Source organism: Corynebacterium senegalense (assembly GCF_900411315.1).
Classification (GTDB): Bacteria; Actinomycetota; Actinomycetes; order Mycobacteriales; family Mycobacteriaceae; genus Corynebacterium; species Corynebacterium senegalense.
Map to the genome: position 1 here is coordinate 1,762,165 of NZ_LS990887.1, position 16,217 is coordinate 1,778,381.

Consider the following 16,217-nt stretch of genomic DNA (forward strand, 5'->3'; position numbering starts at 1 on the left):
AAGACCGTAAAGCTATGGCAAAACCGTACCAGCGCCCCGACAAGCAGAAGACCAGCAAGAAGGGCGCCACGAAGGGCTCGGGCGGCCAGCGCCGCCGCGGCCTGAAGGGCAAGGGCGCCACCCCGAAGGCGGAGGACCGCGTCTACCATTCCGCGCACAAGCGCAAGCTGGAGCGCGAGCGGCGTAACTCGGGGCGCCACGAGCGCGAGGGCGTCGACCTCGTGGTGGGCCGCAACCCGGTCATCGAGTGCCTGCATGCGAAGGTGCCCGCCGAGGCGCTGTACGTGGCGCAGGGCACGGGCCACGACGACCGCCTCAGCGAGGCCGTCACCCTGGCGAACTCGAAGGGCCTGCCGGTCCACGAGGTGCCCCGCCGGGACCTGGACAACATGACGGGCAACGGCCTGCACCAGGGCATCGGCCTGCGCATCCAGCCCTACAAGTACGCGGACGTCTTCGACCTCATCGCGGGGGTCAAGGACCGCGGGGAGACGGGGATGTTCGTCATCCTGGACAACATCACCGACCCGCGCAACCTCGGCGCGGTGATCCGCTCCGCGGCCGCGTTCGGCGGCCACGGCGTGATCATCCCGGAGCGCCGCTCGGCCCAGGTGACGGGCGTGGCGTGGCGCACCTCGGCGGGCACGGCGGCGCGGCTGCCGGTGGCGAAGGCCACGAACATCACCCGCACGGTGAAGGAGTTCAAGGACAACGGCTACATGGTCGTCGGCCTCGACGCGGGCGGGGAGCACACCCTGGACACCTTCGACGGGGCGACGGACCCGGTGGTCATCGTCGTCGGCTCGGAGGGCAAGGGCATTTCGCGCCTGGTGCGCGAGAACTGCGACGTGATCATGTCGATCCCCACCGAGGCGTGGGTGGAATCCCTCAACGCCTCGGTGGCGGCGGGTGTGGTGCTCAGCGAGTTCGCGCGCCAGCGCCGGGTGGCGCGCAGCTAAACGGGGGCGGCGGGGCTTCCGGCTCTCGTGCGCTCCCGGTGGCGCAGCCGGCGGCCGGGGGCGCGCTCGGCGTCCTCGGTGGTGTTGAAGCGGATCGTTCCGTCGGGGTGGGCCACGCCCACGCGCCCCGTCCCTGGGTCGCGCGCCATGTGGTTGAGGCCGCCGCCGAAATCCTTCCGGTCGTTGTTGCAGCGGTGGTGCTGCCGGCACAGGCCGATGAGGTTGTCGATGGAGGTCGCTCCGCCGGCCGCGAAGGCGTCGAGGTGGTGTATTTCCAGCTCGGAGAAGGGGGTGGTGCAGCCCTCCCAGGCGCACACGCCCTGGGCGGCGAACAGGGCCAGGCGCTGGGCGAGGTTCGCCAGCCGGGTGCGGCCGATCGCCAGCGGCATTTCGCTCACCGGGTCGAGCTGAACCACGAAGTCGCTGCCACACAGGCCGAGGCGGAGGATGTCGTAGCAGTCGAGATCGATGCCGATGTTCGTGGTGAGTCGTGTGGCGTAGCCGGCGCGCGCGAGGTCCTCGGGGGTGACCGCGAGGACCACGGAGGCTGCCCCTCGGGAGCGTCCGCCCGCTCCGCCGGTCGCCTCGTAGTGGTGGAAGATGGCCGCGAGCTGGTCGAAGCGGCGCTGCCCAGGGGTGCGTGAGTCCTTCTCGGCCTCGCCTTCGGGCAGGTTGGACCCCGGGTGGAGGCCGGCGTCGAGCAGCGCCTTGATCAGCGCCGCCTCGCCCGCAGGGGCGGTGATGGTGATGTCGCAGGTGCCGTCGGTGCGCTGCAGCCCGATTCTCGCGCAGCGGTTCCGGTACGGCCCGAGCGGGTCCCGCGGGTTCGGGCGCCGCGGGGCCCGGGCGTTGGCCTGCTCCACGCGGCGGCGCACCCAGCGCCGCAGGTCCTCCGGGCTGCGGGTGGCGGCGGCCCGCAGCGCGTCCGCGAGCAGCTCCGCGCGGCCCGGTGTCGCGGCGGGGAGGAGGGCGCGGAGCTCGTGGTTGATTATTCGCTGCTTCTCCGCCGCGACGCGTGCCGATCCCTTCCGCGCCCTGCGCTGGTCCTTCTTCTCCCGCTCGGCGTCCGAGCCAGCAGCGTCCGCGTCACCACCCGCCTCAGCACCGGGCTCGGGCTCCGGCGGCGCGAAAAGGTCGCGCCCGCGCGCGAGGCGGTTGTGCGCCTCCGCCCGGGAGATCCCCAGCTTCTCGGTGAGGTAGGCGGAGGGGTAGCGCGACCCGACGTGGCGGCCGGCGTCGTCGCGCTCGCACAGGTGCGCGAAGGAGGCGTCGATAAGCGCCTTGGCGTGGACGATCCCCTCGAGCTGTTCGACGTGCTCGCGCACGGTGGCGAAGGTGAGGCTGGCGGGATCCGAGAATATCTCCTCGAGCTCGGAGAACGCGCGCCGCAGCGTCGCGTTGATCTCGTCAAGCCTTTCCATGGTTCGCCCCCTCGAATGTGGCCCCTGACACGAAAGACTATAGCAAACCTGTTCGATCTGTCAACCCGAAGAACCGGGCAGCGACCTCGGCGCCGACCACCTTGTCCGTGCCCGGGCCGAGGCGTGCGTCGAGCTTCTTCGGGGCGGGCACGACGTGGCCGACGCCCTCGAGGGACCAGAGCTCGACGGGCGCGTCGCCGCCCGACCACGCGTCCACCCGCACCCCCTCGCGCGGCTCCGACGCCGAGTGCCGCGCGGCGTGGTTCAGAGTGGCGAAGAAGGCGGCGGAGTCCAGCGCGGACCGGGTGAGCCCGCGGTTGCTCGGCCCGAGCCCCGCGACGCCCCCGGAGTAGGGGACGATGGGGTCGGCGGTGCCCTGCATGGCGAGCACGGGGGTGGGCACCCAGGGTGCCCGGGCGAGGTCCACGAGCGCGTTCTCGGGGGCGGGGAGGGCAGCGCCGAACAGGCCGACGCCGTGGAGGGTACCGGGGGCGTCGAAAAGCATGCGGATGAGCATCTGCCCGCCGTTGGAGAAGCCGCAGCCGATGACGCGCGGCGCGTCGTAGAGCGAGACGAGCGCGGTCAGGAAGCCGACGTCGTCGATGCCGAGGGTGCGGGCGGACTCGGCGAAGTCGCGGCGCAGGTCGTTGAAGTGGCGCTCCACGCCGTCCGGGTAGACCACGGCGCAGCCGCGCGCGGCGAGCGCGTCGAAGGTGTTGGCCGTGAAGTTGCGGGCGACGTTGGCGGACTGGAGGGAGCCGTGCAGGAAGAGGAGCAGGGTGTCGAAGTCGCCGTCGGTGACCTCGACCCAGGTCCGCTTCCTGCCGTCGTGGACGAGTGAGCGGCGGGCGGTGTTCATTCCCTATACCCTAACCGCGGGGATGCGCCGCGCCCTGCGCCAGCCCACGAGCCTGCAGACCAGGTAGATGGCGAAGGAGATGAAGGAGACCATGACGCTGACCGGCAGCCCGGGGGCCAGCGAGAGCAGCAGCCCGCCGACGGCGGCGAGCTCGGCGAAGAGCACCGACCACGCGACGGCCGCGAGCGGGTTCGCGGTAATGGCGACCGAGCTGGCGCCCGGGGCGATGAGCAGCGACATCACAAGGAGCGCGCCGACGATCTGCACCGTCTGGGCCGCCGCCAGGCCGAGGAGTACAGCGAAGGCGAGCGAGACCAGGCGCACGCGCACTCCCGCGGCGGCGGCGACCTCGGGGTCCGCAGAGGCGAAGAGGAGGGGGCGCCACAGCAGCGCCACGATCGCCACGACCAGCACCGTGGCCACCGCGAGCGAGCGCACCCCTGCCCCGGTCACGCCGACGATCTGCCCGGTCAACAGCGCCAGCGCCGTGGTCGAGTTGCCGGGGTAGAGGTAGAGGAACAGCACGGAGACGCCCATGCCGAAGCTCATCACCACGCCGACGGCGGCGTCGTTGCCCCCGCGCAGCCCGAACAGCACAAGCAGCAGGGCGGCCGAGACGGAGCCGGCCACCGCACCGAGGCTCAGGCTCACGCCGAAGAACAGGGCGATGGCGGCGCCCATGAGGGCGAGCTCGGAGGTGGCGTGGACGCCGAAGGACATCTCCCGCAGGATCACCAGCGGCGCGATGACGCCGGAGAGCACGCCCAGCAGGGCGGCGGCGGCGAGGGAGGACAGGACGAAGTCGAAGCCGAGCAGGTAGCGGGTCTGCTCGAACGCCCCCGTGAGGAGGCCGATCACACGATCACCGTCTTCCCGCGGACGGTGACCACGTCGACGGCGGAGCCGTAGAGCTCGCTGAGCACGGAGGAACGCAACACCTCGTCAACGCTACCAAGCACGTGCCCGCGCGGGCCGATGTAGAGGATGCGGTCGACGACGTCGATCACCGGGTCGATCGAGTGGGTGACCATGAGCACGGCCGCCCCCGAGCGTGCGAAGCGCTCCACGGTCTCGCGCTGGTGGGAGACGTCCAGCGAGAGGAAGGGCTCGTCGGCGAGGAGGATCTCGGGATCGTTCGCCATCGCCTGCGCCTGCCTCACCAGCTGCTGCTGCCCGCCGGAGAGGGTGCCCACGCGGCGGTCAGCGAGGTGGCCGGCACCAACGGATTCGAGCAGCTTATCGACGTCCGCCCGCCGCCCCCGCCGACCCGTGAGCACCCCGTGGCCCAGCGAGAGGGAGACGAGGTCGCGTGCCCGCATGGGCAGGTCGCGGGGGAACATGCGCTGCTGCGGGATGTAGCCGAGGCGCCCCTGGATCTCCGCGCGCCCGCGCTCCGGGCGGCGGATGCCCGCCAGGCAGTTCAAAAGGGTGGACTTGCCGGAGCCGTTCGGCCCGAGGATGGCCACCATTTCGCCGGAGGCCAGCTCGAGGTTGACGTTGCTCCAGAGCGGCTCGACGGTTGCGTCGCTAAGCCGCGCTATCACTGAAGGGCCTGGCCGATCTCCCCGACGACGCGGGCGAAGTAGTCGAGGAAGTTCTCGCCGTTCGGCGGGGTCTCGTAGATCTCGACTACCGGGATGTTGTTCGCCTTGGCCTCGTCGACGATGCGCTGCGCGGAGGCGTTGGGGCTCTGCGGGTTGGAGATGAGCAGGTCGATCTCGCCGGCGCGCAGCGCGTCGATGAACTCGGCGACGGCGGCGGTGGAGGGCTCCGTCTCGCTCAGGGTGGCGTCGCGGTAGGCGTCGGGGGTGACCAGCTCGAGCGGGGACTCCTCGATCAGCGCGTCGGCGATCGGGTGGACCTGGGCCACGCGCGCGGTGGGCAGCTTTGTCAGAGACTCGGAGATCTGGGACATGGAGGCGTCGAGGGCGTCCGTGTTGGAGTCCCCGCCGGCGGACTCGGCCATCTTGCGGCCCACCTCGCTGACGGTGGCGGGGGAGTACCAGACGTGCTCGTTGCCCTCGTGGGCGTGGCCGGCGCCCTCGGCCAGCGGCAGGGCGGAGATGGTCTTGGAGTGGTCCGCGGTGGAGTAGAGGGCGGCGTCGTAGGCTCCGCCGTTGGCTACGACGAGGTCGGCGGAGTTGATCTTGGCGTGGTCGGCCGCGGTGGGCTCGTAGTCGTGGGGGTCGGTGGAGGCGTTGGAGATGACGGCCTCGACCTCGCGGTTCAGCACGGAGCTGGCCACGTCCGCCCACACCTGCGTGGTGGCGACGGTCTCGGGCGCGCCCTCGGCGGGCGCGGTGGAGGAGGCGGAGGAGCTGTCGGTGGCCCCGGGAGAGCAGGCGGCGAGTCCGAGGGCGGTGACGGTCGCGGTGAGAGCGCCCGCGGCGGCGCGCAGGGAAGTGAATCTAGGCATGCTCTCTATCCAAGCACTGTTGAAAACATGTTTCAATAATTGGTGCGCACGGTGCGCTGCGCCCGCCTTCGGCGCCGGGCAATACGATGGAGCCATGCCCCGCCCCGCTCCCAGGGCAACCCTGGCCTCCATCGCCGCCGAGCTCGGCGTCTCCCGCACCACGGTCTCCAACGCGTACAACCGCCCGGACCAGCTCTCGCCCGAGCTGCGTCAGCTCATCCTCGCCACGGCGCGCGAGCGCGGTTACGCGGGCCCCAACCCGACGGCCCGCTCGCTGCGCACGAGCCGCGCCGGGGCGGTCGGGGTGATCCTCACGGAGCGGCTCTCCTACGCCTTCGAGGACCAGGCCTCCGTGGATTTTCTGGCGGGCCTGGCCACCGGCAACGACGTCTCGCTCACCCTCTTGCCCGTGGGGCCGGGGGAGGGCTCGGGCGCGAACGCCGGGCTGGCCACCGGGGCGATCGTGGACGGCTTCGTGGTCTACTCGGTCCCGGCGGGCGACCCGCACCTGCGCGCGGCCCGCCAGCGCGGGTTGCCGGTGGTGGTGTGCGACCAGCCCGCCACGCTGCGCGGGGTGCCCTACGTGGGTATCGACGATTTCGCCGCGATCCAGCCCGCGGCGCGGGCGCTTGTCGACGCCGGCCACCGCCGCATCGGCATCCTCACCAAGCGCCTCTTCAGCGCCCCCCGCGACGGCGCCGTCACGCCCGGCGAGGTGGAGGCCTCGGACATGCACGTGCAGCGCAACCGCGTGCGCGGGGCGCTGGAGGTGTTCCGCGACGCGGGCGTGGGCGAGGCGCCCATCGTCAACCGCCACTTCAACGATCTGGCGTCCGCGGCGGACGGGGCGCGGGAGCTGCTGGGCACCCACCCCGACCTGACGGCGGTGCTGTGCACGACGGACTCGATGGCCCTCGGCGTGCTCGACGCGTTCGGCCCCCTCGTCCCCGCGGAGCTGTCCGTGACGGGTTTCGACGGCATCGCCGCCGCCCGCTACCTGGGTCTGACCACCGTCAACCAGCCGAACACCGAGAAGGGCCGCGAGGTGGGGCGGGTGCTGGGCTCGCTTATCGACGCCACCCCCGCCGCCCCGCGCACGATCCTGCCCACGGAGTTCATCGCCGGGCGGACGGTCTCCGCTCCGCGCGCGCGGCCGCTAGATCTGTGAGGAAGCCCGCCATGGCGTCGACGGTGGGCAGGCGCAGCCCGGCGGCGGAGGGCTTTGCGCCGACCTTGATGCCCACATCTTCCGGGCCGAGCTGGGCGATCGCGTCCTCGTCGGTGGTGTCGTCGCCGGCGAAGAGGGTCGCCGCGAAGGCCGTCTTGTGGCCGGCCAGCCACGTCCCCTTGTTCACGTCGAGGGCGGAGAACTCGAGCACGTTGCGGCCCTCGGTGACGGGGCGGCCCTCCGGGTCGACGAGGCGTGCCCGCTCGAGCAGGGCGGCGGCGCGCTGCGGGTCCTCGTCGGCGAGCGCCGCGACGTGCATGACGCGCTGGTAGGGCTTGATCTCCACGAAGGCGGGGGGCGCCGTCGCGGCGATGCCCTCGAGTTCGGCCTGGATGCGCGCCAGGTAGGCCTCGTCGGCGCTGCTCAGCGCGGGTCCGCCCTGGGTCGGCTCGGCACCGTGGGAGCCGACGAGCACGACCGGGTCGCCGAGGGGGAGCACGCCGCGCAGGCCCTCGAGGTGGCGGCCGCTGAGCACGGCCACCTCGGTGGCCGGGAGCGCTGAGAGCTCCTCGATGGCCGCCAGGGCGGCGGGGTTGGCGCGGGCGGCGGCGGGGTCGCTGACGATCTCGGAGATCGTGCCGTCGAAGTCGAGGCAGACCAGGAGGCTGTCGGCCGCGGCGAGGCGGGCGAGGGCGTCGTCAAGCGAGGTCACAGGGACATCACCCGGATCGACGGCGGCTCGACGCCGGCGTCCGTCTTCGTCAGCACCGCTTCGCCCTCGCCGAGGCGGCGCACCTCGAAGCCGGCGCCCGGGGTGAGCAGGCCAACGAGCCTGTCGTGGACGTAGCGCGAACCCCCGTCGCACTCGCCGATGTCGCTGATCTCGACGTCGGCGAGGCGCAGCACCTCGCCCTCCGTGGTCGTGGTGGCCTTCACCGCCGCGCACCCGGTCTGGCCGGTCATCGAGCGGTCGCCGAAGGCCAGCGACGCCTTGCCCGCCGCGTCGGCGGGCAGCTCCCCGGGGGTGGCCGGGTCGGTGTAGAGGGCGACGATCTGCCACGTCGGGCCCGTCAGCCCCGTCTCGTCCTGCGGCGCCGCGCCGCCGGAGCACCCGGCGCACACCGCGCCCAGGGCGGTGGCGGCGAACCCGGCCGCGAGGCGCGCGCTCACAGCGCCTCCAGGAAAGACTTCGCCCAGCGGTCCACGTCGTGGTCCTGCAGCCAGGCGTGCATCGCCCGCATGCGCTGCTCCCGGTCCTCCGGGTCGGCCTCGACGGCGGCGAGGATCGCCTCCTCCACGGAGGGGAGGTCGAAGGGGTTGCACAGGTACGCGCGGTCGAGCTCCACCGCCGCACCGGCGAACTCGGAGAGCACCAGCGCCCCGTCGCCCTCGGGGTGGCAGGAGACGTACTCCTTGGCCACCAGGTTCATCCCGTCCTTGTATGGGGTGACGAGCATGACGTCGGCCGCGGCGTAGAACACGCCGAGCATCTCCTTCGGGACGGGCCGGTGGATGTAGTGCACCACGGGGCGGCCCACGCGGCCGTACTGGCCGTTGATCCGGCCGACGGCCTCCTCCACCTCGCGGCGCGTCTGCCGGTAGTGGTCGATCCTCTCGCGCGAGGGGGTGGCCAGCTGGACGAAGGTGACGTCGTCAAGCTTGCCCTGCTCGAGCAGGGACTCGAGGGCGAGGAGCCGCTGGAGGATCCCCTTGGTGTAGTCGAGCCGGTCGACGCCGAGCAGCAGCGTTGCGGGGTTGCCCAGGCTCGCCCGCAGCTTCTCGACGTCCCCCTCGCCGCCCCGGACCACGGAGGACGGGTCGATGGAGATGGGGAACGTGCCGGTGCGCGGGCCGTCCTCGCCGACGAGCGCGCGGAAGTTTTCCTCATCCTCCGCGCGCTGGAAGCCGATCAGGTCGCAACCCTCGAGACCCGCGGTGACCTCCTCGCGCCACGGCAGCTGGCGGAAAATGTCGGGGGCGGGGAAGGGGATGTGGAGGAAGAACCCGATGGTCAGGTCGGGGCGCATCTCGCGCAGCAGGCCGGGCACGAGCTGGAGCTGGTAGTCCTGCACCCACACGACGGCGCCTTCCTCCGCGGCCGCGGCGGCGGCCTCGGCGAAGCGGCGGTTGACGTCGCGGTAGGACTCCCACCACTCGGTCTCGTAGCGCGGCGGGACGATCAGGTCGTGGTAGAGCGGCCAGAGCGAGGAGTTGGAAAATCCCTCGTAGAAGTTCTCGAAGTCGTTCTGGTCGAGGCGGACCGGGCGCAGCTGGATCCCGTCGAACTCGAAGGGCTCCACTTCGGTGTCGGCCTCGCCAGGCCAGCCCACCCAGCAACCGCTGTGGGCGCGCAGCACCGGCGCGAGCGCCGCCACGAGCCCCCCGGGGGAGGCCTCCCACCCCGATCCGTCCGCGGCGCGGTCCACGGGGAGGCGGTTGGCAACGACGACGAAGCGGTTGGCGCCCGACATAAGTGCAGCTCCTAGGACTGGCCGGCCGAGGTTGACTTCGTGGCCGTCTTCTTCGCGGCCTTCTTCGTCGTCTTCTTGGTGGCCTTCTTCGCGGCCTTCTTGGTCGCCTTCTTCTTGGTGGCCTTCTTCGTCGTCGCCTTCTTCTTGGTGGCCTTCTTGGCGGTGCCGGCGGAGGCCGCGGCAGCGGCGGCCTCCTGCTCCTCGGCGAACTTCTTGTAAACGAAGCCCCGCGGCTCCACACCGAGCATGGACATCAGGGTGACGCCGTCGAAGAAGTCCTCCGCGTAGGTGGCCACGATCCGCCGAGCGCCAGAGGCAGTCTGCTCCTCAACCGCGTGGAGGGCTTCGGGGGAGGGGCGAGAATCGGTGATCTTGGGTGGCACTGAAGCGTCTCCTTCTGCAAGCACGGGTAGGCCTATCACTGGCCTTTCAATCCTACGCCAAACGTACAGGCCCCGCCCCCGCCGCTAGGCAGTGGGCTTGCGCCGCCGCCGCCCGCGGGCCGCCTGCTCCGCGCGGCGAATCTGCTGGAAGGTGACGCGCCCTGCGCGCCGGAAGGCGCCGTAGGGGTTGAAGATCTGCGGGCGGCGGATCCGGCGCGCCAGCCACTCGCCCAGGACCACGCCGCTGGCCAGGGCGACGCAGGTGCCCACGGCCAGGGACAGGTTGGTCAGGCCCACCACCATCTGCTCGTTGAGCATCGCGTACATGCCGCGGTAGATGCCCGAGCCGGGGAGGAAGGGCGTCACGCCCGCCACGGCGGTGATGACGGGGTTGATCAGGAAACGGCGCGAAATCAGGCCGCCGAGCAGGCCCACGATGAAGGCGCAGGCGAAGGTGGCCAGCAGGCGCCCCGCGCCGAGCGGGAGGAGGAAGACGTAGTAGATCACCGAGCCGGCGAAGCCCGTCGCCGCCGACACCACGATCGCGGGGCGCTCCGCGAAGCACGTCACGGCGAACGCCGCGGCCGCGACGGTGCTGCCGGCGATGCGGACCAGGGCCGAGCTGAACGACGGCGTGCCCAGCATCGTCTCCAGCGGGGGCAGGCCGACGCCCAGCAGGTCGGACACGGTGATGCCCATCGCCACCCCGGCCACGATGCCCCCGGTGAACAGCATCGTCTGGAAGAACCGGGCGGAGGCGGTCACCGGGGAGCCGGTGATGCCGTCGAGAAGCGACTGCACCAGCGTGAGGCCCGCGAGCAGGACCACCAGGCCCGTGGAGATGACCTGGCTGGGCACGATCGTGTAGTCGAGCGCCGCGGTGAAGCGGTAGAAGATCACGGCGGGCACGGTGGCGAGGAGCCCGCCGATCGCGCAGTGGAAGAAGTAGGGCAGGTCGTTGCGCGAGAGGATCTTGCTCATCACCATGATGAGGAAGGCCGTCAGCCCGCCGATGAACGCCATGAAGAGGTCCCCGCCGAGGAGGATGCCCACGGCCGCGCCCATGACGGCCCAGCCGCCGAGGAAGCGCAGGTTGCGGTGCGGGATGTACTCGCGCTCGATGTCGTCGAGGATCTTCTCCGCCATCTCCGGCGGCGTCGCGCCCGAGCGGATCGAGCGGATCAGCCGGTCCGCCTCCTGCAGCTTGTGGTAGTTGTACGAGAAGTCGTCCACCACGCGGAACACGCTCACCGGCTGACGGCGCTCCACCCCGATGATCGTGTGGATGGTCATCGTGTTCACCGTGATGTCCACGTGGCAGTAGTGCAGCCCGTAGGAGGAGGTGACCGTGTGGATGTGGGCCTTGACGTCCGAGCTCGTCGTCCCGTTGGTGATGAGGATCGAGCCGATCCGCGCGGCGATGTGCATGACCGCGGCGACCTGGGCGGGATCGGTCAGGTCGATGGGCGCGAGGACCGACGGCGGCGGCGAGGTGCGCGCCTCGTCAATGGTCGCGACGTTGCGCGAACTCTGGCGGAACACGTCCCGGACCCTGCCCAACCCTGCACTCATCCCTGCTGCCACACCGCAAACCCTATAGGCTGGTTCCGGTTCACGCGCCGAGGGGGTCGCCGTGTACACTTCTGCTCACTGCTGGAGTGGCGCAATCGGTAGCGCAACGCACTTGTAATGCGTAGGTTGCGAGTTCAAGTCTCGTCTCCAGCTCCACTTTTCTTCCTCCTCTGGTGCCCGTGGCGCCGCGTAAGGCAGCCCCCGGGCGAGCCCCCGCCGAGCCGCGCGGCGACGCCCCGCACCTAGCCAACTTCCCCAAAAGAGAAACCTCGAATCCAGTCTCCATTCAGTGAATGTTCAGATTTCGCGTGTTTAATTTCATTCAGACACTTTTGGAAAGGGAGCCCCCACATGGCAGACAACAACCAGGGCGTGAAGGTCCTCGTCGTCGATGACGAGCCGAACATCGTCGAACTCATCACCGTTTCTCTCAAGTTCCAGGGATTCGAGGTGGAGAGCGCCGAGTCCGGGCAGGACGGCCTGAAGCTGGCCCGCGAGTTCCGCCCGGACGCCTACATCCTCGATGTCATGATGCCGGGCATGGACGGCTTCGAGCTGCTGGGCAAGCTGCGCGGCGAGGGCCTCGACGGCCCGGTGCTGTTCCTCACCGCGAAGGACGCTGTGGAGGACCGGATCCACGGCCTGACCATCGGCGCGGATGACTACGTGACCAAACCGTTCTCCCTGGAGGAGGTCATCACCCGCCTGCGGGTGATCCTGCGCCGCGGCAACGTCACGGACGAGGGTGAGAACGACGCCACCCTGCGCTACGCGGATCTGACCCTCAACGACGACACGCACGAGGTGACCAAGGGCGGCGAGATCATCGACCTCTCGCCGACCGAGTTCAACCTGCTGCGCTACCTCATGCTCAACGCCGAGGTGGTGCTCTCCAAGGCGAAGATCCTGGACAACGTGTGGCACTACGACTTCGGCGGGGACGGCAACGTGGTTGAGTCCTACATCTCCTACCTGCGCCGCAAGATCGACACCGGCGACGTCCCGCTGATCCACACCGTGCGCGGCGTGGGCTACGTGCTGCGCACACCGCGCCAGTAGGCGCGCGGAAGCCGGGCCCGATGATTTACCGTCCCCTGTCCCTGCGGGATTCCGCGAGCCGGATTCCCCTGCAGAAGAGCCTCGTCGGCGTCGTCCTCGTCGTGTCCGTGCTGGCGATGGCGATGAGCTTCACCGCGGTGTACCTCCTCATGCGGGGGCTGCTCTACCAGCGCGCGGACGACCAGCTGCGCGCCGGGCTGGACACGTGGGCGGCGCAGGTCTCGCCCTGGCCCAACACGGGCGCGCCGAGCGAGTTCACGCAGGCGATCTACTACCCGAGCCTGGACAAGACCATCAGCTACTTCACCCCTGCGAGCCCGCCCGACTACTCGCAGCTGAAGGGGCAGGAGCCGCAGACGATCACGTCGAGCAAGAACGTTGAGCCGGAGCGCTCCTACCGGGCGCTGGCGCGCTACAACCCCGACGGCAGCATCCAGTACGTGGCCAAGTCCCTCGACTCGGAGCGCCGCATGCTGGCCTCCCTGGCCATCACGGAGGCGGGTATCTGCGGGCTGGCCGTGTTCTTCATCGCCTTCGCGGGCAACTACCTGGTCCGCCGGGCGCTCGCCCCGCTTCGCGACGTCGAGAACACCGCCCTGGCCATCGCCGACGGCGACATCTCCCGGCGCGTCCCCTCCTGGCCGAGGGAGACCGAGGTGGGCAAGCTGTCCTACGCGGTGAACACGATGGTGGGGCAGCTGCAGGAATCGCTGGAGGAGTCGCGCGCGAAGGAGGAGCAGATGCGCCGCTTCGTCGGCGACGCCTCCCACGAGCTGCGCACGCCCCTGACCAGCATCCGCGGCTACGCCGAGCTCTACCACAAGGGGATGGCGCCGGACGCCGACATGGTGCTGAGCAAGATCGACCAGGAGTCGGGGCGGATGAAGCTGCTGGTGGAGGACCTCCTCTCGCTCACCCGCGCGGAGGGCGCACAGCTGCAGACCCGCACCGTGGACATGCTCGAGCTGTGCGCCTCGGCGGCGGACTCGGCGCGCGCGGCTTTCCCCGAGCGCTCCGTGACAATCACGAACGACACCCTCAAGGTCCCCACCGTGGAGGGCGACCCCGACCGCCTGCACCAGGTCATGCTGAACCTGATCACCAACGCCTTCAAGCACGGCGGCCCGGAGGCGAAGGTGAGGATCACCCTGCGCGAGAACCTGGACAAGGTCTTCATCGACATCGCCGACGACGGGGTGGGCATGGAGCCGAAGGACGCCGAGCACATCTTCGAGCGCTTCTACCGCGCCGACGTCTCCCGCAACCGCGCCAGCGGCGGAGGTTCCGGCCTGGGGCTGGCCATCACGAAGTCTCTGGTGGAGCAGCACGGTGGCGCGATCTCGGTCAAGACCGCGCCGGGCCAAGGGTCCACGTTCACCATCTCCCTGCCGATGCTCCACGAAAACTCCCCGCGGGCTTGACTTTTCCCCTGCGGCAGGCGGTCCACTGTCCACCATGCACCTGATCAGCGAAGCAGCGGAGGCCATCGGGGTCTCGCCGAAAGCGTTGCGGCACTGGGACGCGATGGGGCTTCTCGTCCCGCGCCGCGAGGGGGCCTACCGCGTCTACTCGGACGACGACCTCAAGCGCGGGGCCTCCATCGCCCTGTTCCAGACGGCGGGGATCCCCCTCGCGGAGATCGCACCGCTTCTCGACGCCCCACCGGCCGAGCTCCTCACCGCAGCGCTGCGGCGCCACCGCCGCGCCCTGCAGGAAAAGGCGCGGCTGCTGAAAAACCAGGTGCGGACAGTGGATCAACTCATCAAGGAGGCAAACATGGACAAGTTGAGCACGTACCTCGGCGAGCACATGGGCGAGTACCAGCGCGAGGCCGAGGAGAGGTGGGGCGGCACGAGGGAGTGGGCCCGATCGCAGAACAATCTCGCCGCGATGGGCGGCGGGGACATCCGGGCATTCCAAGAGGAACAGGAGGAGTTCGCGGCCGCGCTGACCCGCGCCCGCGAGAGCGGCGTCGCGCCCGGCTCCGAGGAGGCGGACGCCCTGGTCCTGCGCCACCGCGAGGCGCTCGGCGCCTGGTACCCCGTCACCGCGGCGCGCCAGCTCATTCTGGCCCGGATGTACGTCGAAGACGAGCGCTTCCACGCCGCGTACGCGGGGGAGCAGGACTACCTGCTGCGGCTCGTCGAAAAGCGGGCGGAGCGGGAGGGCGTTGACCTTGCCCAGCCCGCGTGGGATTAGCGGCGGCCAGCCTCGTTGGTGCCCAGCCGCTCGCGCAGCAGCTCCGCGGCCTCGTCCATCTTCGCCTGGTCTGTCTGGTCGGCGGGCGTGACGTTGGCCAGGTTGTAGCCGGACATGTCGTTGGCGGGGAAGACGTGGATGTGCGCGTGGGGCACCTCGAAGCCTGCGATGAGGTAGCCGGCGCGCTGGGAACCGAAGGCGTCGATAAGCGCTTGCCCGATCTCCTTGGCCACCTCGTTCATGTGGGTCCACAGGGCGGGGGAGAGGTCGGTCCACTTGTCCACCTCCTCGACGGGCACAACGAGGGTGTGGCCGTAGGCGATCGGCTCGATGGAGAGAAACGCCGCCACCGTCTCGTCGCGGTAGATGAAGCGGCCGGGCAGTTCCCCGTTCAGGATCTTGGTGAATACGGTGCTCATGCCCGCCCAGGCTACCGGTAAGTTAGGGGCCATGCGCATCCTTGTTATCGGTTCGGGCGGCCGTGAACACGCCCTTCTAGCTGGGTTGAAGGGCAACGAGTTGCACGTCGCGCCAGGCAACGCCGGCATGGCGTCGCTCGCCGAGATCCACCCGGTGGACGTGGCCTCGCCGGAGGCGATCGTCTCGCTCGCCCGCGAGGTCGCCGCGGAGCTTGTGGTCATCGGCCCGGAGGTGCCGCTGGTCGCGGGGGCCGCCGACGCGCTCGCCGAGGCTGGCATCGATGTCTTCGGCCCGACCAAGGCCGCCGCGCAGCTCGAGGGCTCCAAGGCCTTCGCCAAGGAGGTTATGGCCGCGGCGGGCGTGCTCACCGCTTCGGCGACGCGCGTGACGGAGCTGGCGGAGATCGAGGAGGCCCTCAACGGATACGGCCCGAACTACGTGGTCAAGGATGACGGGCTGGCCGGCGGCAAGGGCGTCGTGGTCACCCAGGACCGCGCCGCCGCCGCGGCGCACGCCCGCGCCGTGATCGAGGCCGGCAACCCCGTATTGCTAGAGTCCTTCCTCGAGGGCCCGGAGGTCTCGCTGTTCTGCCTCGTCGACGGCGAGACCGTCGTGCCGCTGCTCCCCGCCCAGGACCACAAGCGCGCCCACGACAACGACGCCGGGCCCAACACCGGCGGCATGGGCGCCTACACGCCGCTGCCGTGGCTGCCCGACAACGGCGTCGAGCGCATCGTGGCCGAGATCGCCGAGCCCGTCGCCCGCGAGATGGTCGCCCGCGGCATCCCCTACCAGGGCATCCTCTACGTCGGCGCCGCCTGGGGGCCGGAGGGCCCGGCGGTGGTCGAGTTCAACGCCCGCTTCGGCGACCCCGAGACCCAGCCCGTGCTCTCGCTGCTGATAACGCCGCTTGTCGACGCCCTGAGCGCCGTCGCCACCGGCACCCTCGCCGAGCTAGCCCCGCTCGAGTGGGAGGACGGCTACGCCGCCACCGTCGTGCTCGCCGCGGAGGACTACCCGGCCGCGCCGCGCACCGGCGACGCGATCACCGGCGAGGGCCTCGACGACCCGGCCCGCGTCCTCCACGCCGGCACCGCACTGCAGGACGGTGTGCTCGTCTCCTCCGGCGGGCGCGTGCTCAACGCTATGGGCAAGGGGGCAACGCTGGAGGAGGCCGTCGATAAGGCGTACGAGGCTATCGGGAAGATAACCCTGCAGGGGTCCTTCTACCGCCGCGACATCGCGCGCAAGGCGATCGAGGGCGACATCCGCGTGGACAGCTAAGTTCCG

The 16,217-nt window shown here is 70.6% G+C and carries 17 protein-coding genes and 1 tRNA gene; 7 read left to right on the forward strand and 11 right to left on the reverse strand.

The window, feature by feature from the left end; all coding sequences use genetic code 11:
- The first annotated feature begins 14 nt into the window (after positions 1-14).
- A complete protein-coding gene (rlmB, locus tag DYZ02_RS08510) occupies positions 15-959 on the forward strand; it encodes a 23S rRNA (guanosine(2251)-2'-O)-methyltransferase RlmB (RefSeq protein WP_115685858.1) in 945 nt (314 codons plus the stop codon).
- On the opposite strand, the gene DYZ02_RS08515 is transcribed toward rlmB, so the two are convergent.
- From DYZ02_RS08515 to DYZ02_RS08535, 5 genes are read right to left on the reverse strand one after another with little or no spacing between them, the layout of a single operon-like run.
- Positions 956-2,380: an HNH endonuclease signature motif containing protein gene (locus DYZ02_RS08515; protein ID WP_115685859.1), complete on the reverse strand. Its 1,425-nt coding sequence runs from the start codon at positions 2,378-2,380 to the stop codon at positions 956-958. The genes rlmB and DYZ02_RS08515 overlap by 4 nt on opposite strands.
- Positions 2,381-2,417: 37 nt before the next feature.
- The gene (locus DYZ02_RS08520; protein ID WP_115685860.1) at positions 2,418-3,239 is read right to left on the reverse strand and encodes a CE1 family esterase; all 822 of its coding nucleotides are present in this window, start codon (positions 3,237-3,239) and stop codon (positions 2,418-2,420) included.
- A 3-nt stretch (positions 3,240-3,242) separates the two neighbouring features.
- Positions 3,243-4,094, reverse strand: a complete 852-nt coding sequence (locus DYZ02_RS08525) for a metal ABC transporter permease (RefSeq protein WP_115686439.1) — start codon at positions 4,092-4,094, stop codon at positions 3,243-3,245.
- Positions 4,094-4,783, reverse strand: a complete 690-nt coding sequence (locus DYZ02_RS08530; protein WP_115685861.1) for a metal ABC transporter ATP-binding protein — start codon at positions 4,781-4,783, stop codon at positions 4,094-4,096. Before DYZ02_RS08530 ends, DYZ02_RS08525 begins: the two co-directional genes overlap by 1 nt.
- Positions 4,780-5,655 (reverse strand): metal ABC transporter solute-binding protein, Zn/Mn family, encoded by an 876-nt coding sequence (locus DYZ02_RS08535; protein WP_115685862.1) that lies wholly within the window; start codon positions 5,653-5,655, stop codon positions 4,780-4,782. Before DYZ02_RS08535 ends, DYZ02_RS08530 begins: the two co-directional genes overlap by 4 nt.
- A gap of 94 nt (positions 5,656-5,749) precedes the next feature.
- Here DYZ02_RS08535 and DYZ02_RS08540 point away from each other — a divergent pair, with 94 nt between their 5' ends.
- Positions 5,750-6,823: a LacI family DNA-binding transcriptional regulator gene (locus DYZ02_RS08540; protein WP_115685863.1), complete on the forward strand. Its 1,074-nt coding sequence runs from the start codon at positions 5,750-5,752 to the stop codon at positions 6,821-6,823.
- Here the strand turns inward: DYZ02_RS08540 and otsB are convergent.
- The 5 genes from otsB to thrE all read right to left on the reverse strand — a co-directional run bounded on the left by otsB (position 6,771) and on the right by thrE (position 11,249).
- Entirely contained in the window at positions 6,771-7,535 is a 765-nt protein-coding gene (gene otsB / locus DYZ02_RS08545) for a trehalose-phosphatase (RefSeq protein ID WP_115685864.1), read from the reverse strand. The two genes, DYZ02_RS08540 and otsB, sit on opposite strands and share 53 nt — an antisense overlap.
- On the reverse strand, positions 7,532-7,993 hold the full coding sequence (locus tag DYZ02_RS08550; RefSeq protein ID WP_245945737.1) for a hypothetical protein: 462 nt from the start codon (positions 7,991-7,993) through the stop codon (positions 7,532-7,534). The genes otsB and DYZ02_RS08550 overlap by 4 nt, the downstream gene beginning before the upstream one ends.
- Positions 7,990-9,294, reverse strand: coding sequence for an alpha,alpha-trehalose-phosphate synthase (UDP-forming) (locus DYZ02_RS08555; RefSeq protein WP_115685865.1), 1,305 nt, complete (start codon positions 9,292-9,294; stop codon positions 7,990-7,992). The genes DYZ02_RS08550 and DYZ02_RS08555 overlap by 4 nt, the downstream gene beginning before the upstream one ends.
- Positions 9,295-9,305: 11 nt before the next feature.
- Positions 9,306-9,677 (reverse strand): histone, encoded by a 372-nt coding sequence (locus DYZ02_RS08560; RefSeq protein ID WP_115685866.1) that lies wholly within the window; start codon positions 9,675-9,677, stop codon positions 9,306-9,308.
- Positions 9,678-9,761: 84 nt separating this feature from the next.
- On the reverse strand, positions 9,762-11,249 hold the full coding sequence (thrE, locus tag DYZ02_RS08565) for a threonine/serine exporter ThrE (RefSeq protein ID WP_115685867.1): 1,488 nt from the start codon (positions 11,247-11,249) through the stop codon (positions 9,762-9,764).
- An 80-nt stretch (positions 11,250-11,329) separates the two neighbouring features.
- Here thrE and DYZ02_RS08570 point away from each other — a divergent pair.
- From DYZ02_RS08570 to DYZ02_RS08585, 4 genes are all read left to right on the forward strand, one after another.
- A tRNA-Thr gene (locus DYZ02_RS08570) sits at positions 11,330-11,405 on the forward strand.
- Positions 11,406-11,600: 195 nt separating this feature from the next.
- On the forward strand, positions 11,601-12,308 hold the full coding sequence (locus DYZ02_RS08575; RefSeq protein WP_115685868.1) for a response regulator transcription factor: 708 nt from the start codon (positions 11,601-11,603) through the stop codon (positions 12,306-12,308).
- A gap of 20 nt (positions 12,309-12,328) precedes the next feature.
- A complete protein-coding gene (locus DYZ02_RS08580; RefSeq protein WP_115685869.1) occupies positions 12,329-13,729 on the forward strand; it encodes a sensor histidine kinase in 1,401 nt (466 codons plus the stop codon).
- A gap of 34 nt (positions 13,730-13,763) precedes the next feature.
- Complete coding sequence (locus DYZ02_RS08585) at positions 13,764-14,507, forward strand: MerR family transcriptional regulator (protein WP_115685870.1); 744 nt, start codon at positions 13,764-13,766, stop codon at positions 14,505-14,507.
- Here the strand turns inward: DYZ02_RS08585 and DYZ02_RS08590 are convergent.
- Complete coding sequence (locus tag DYZ02_RS08590; RefSeq protein ID WP_115685871.1) at positions 14,504-14,926, reverse strand: HIT family protein; 423 nt, start codon at positions 14,924-14,926, stop codon at positions 14,504-14,506. The genes DYZ02_RS08585 and DYZ02_RS08590 overlap by 4 nt on opposite strands.
- 31 nt (positions 14,927-14,957) lie before the next feature.
- Here DYZ02_RS08590 and purD point away from each other — a divergent pair, with 31 nt between their 5' ends.
- On the forward strand, positions 14,958-16,211 hold the full coding sequence (purD, locus tag DYZ02_RS08595; RefSeq protein WP_115685872.1) for a phosphoribosylamine--glycine ligase: 1,254 nt from the start codon (positions 14,958-14,960) through the stop codon (positions 16,209-16,211).
- Positions 16,212-16,217: the final 6 nt, after the last annotated feature.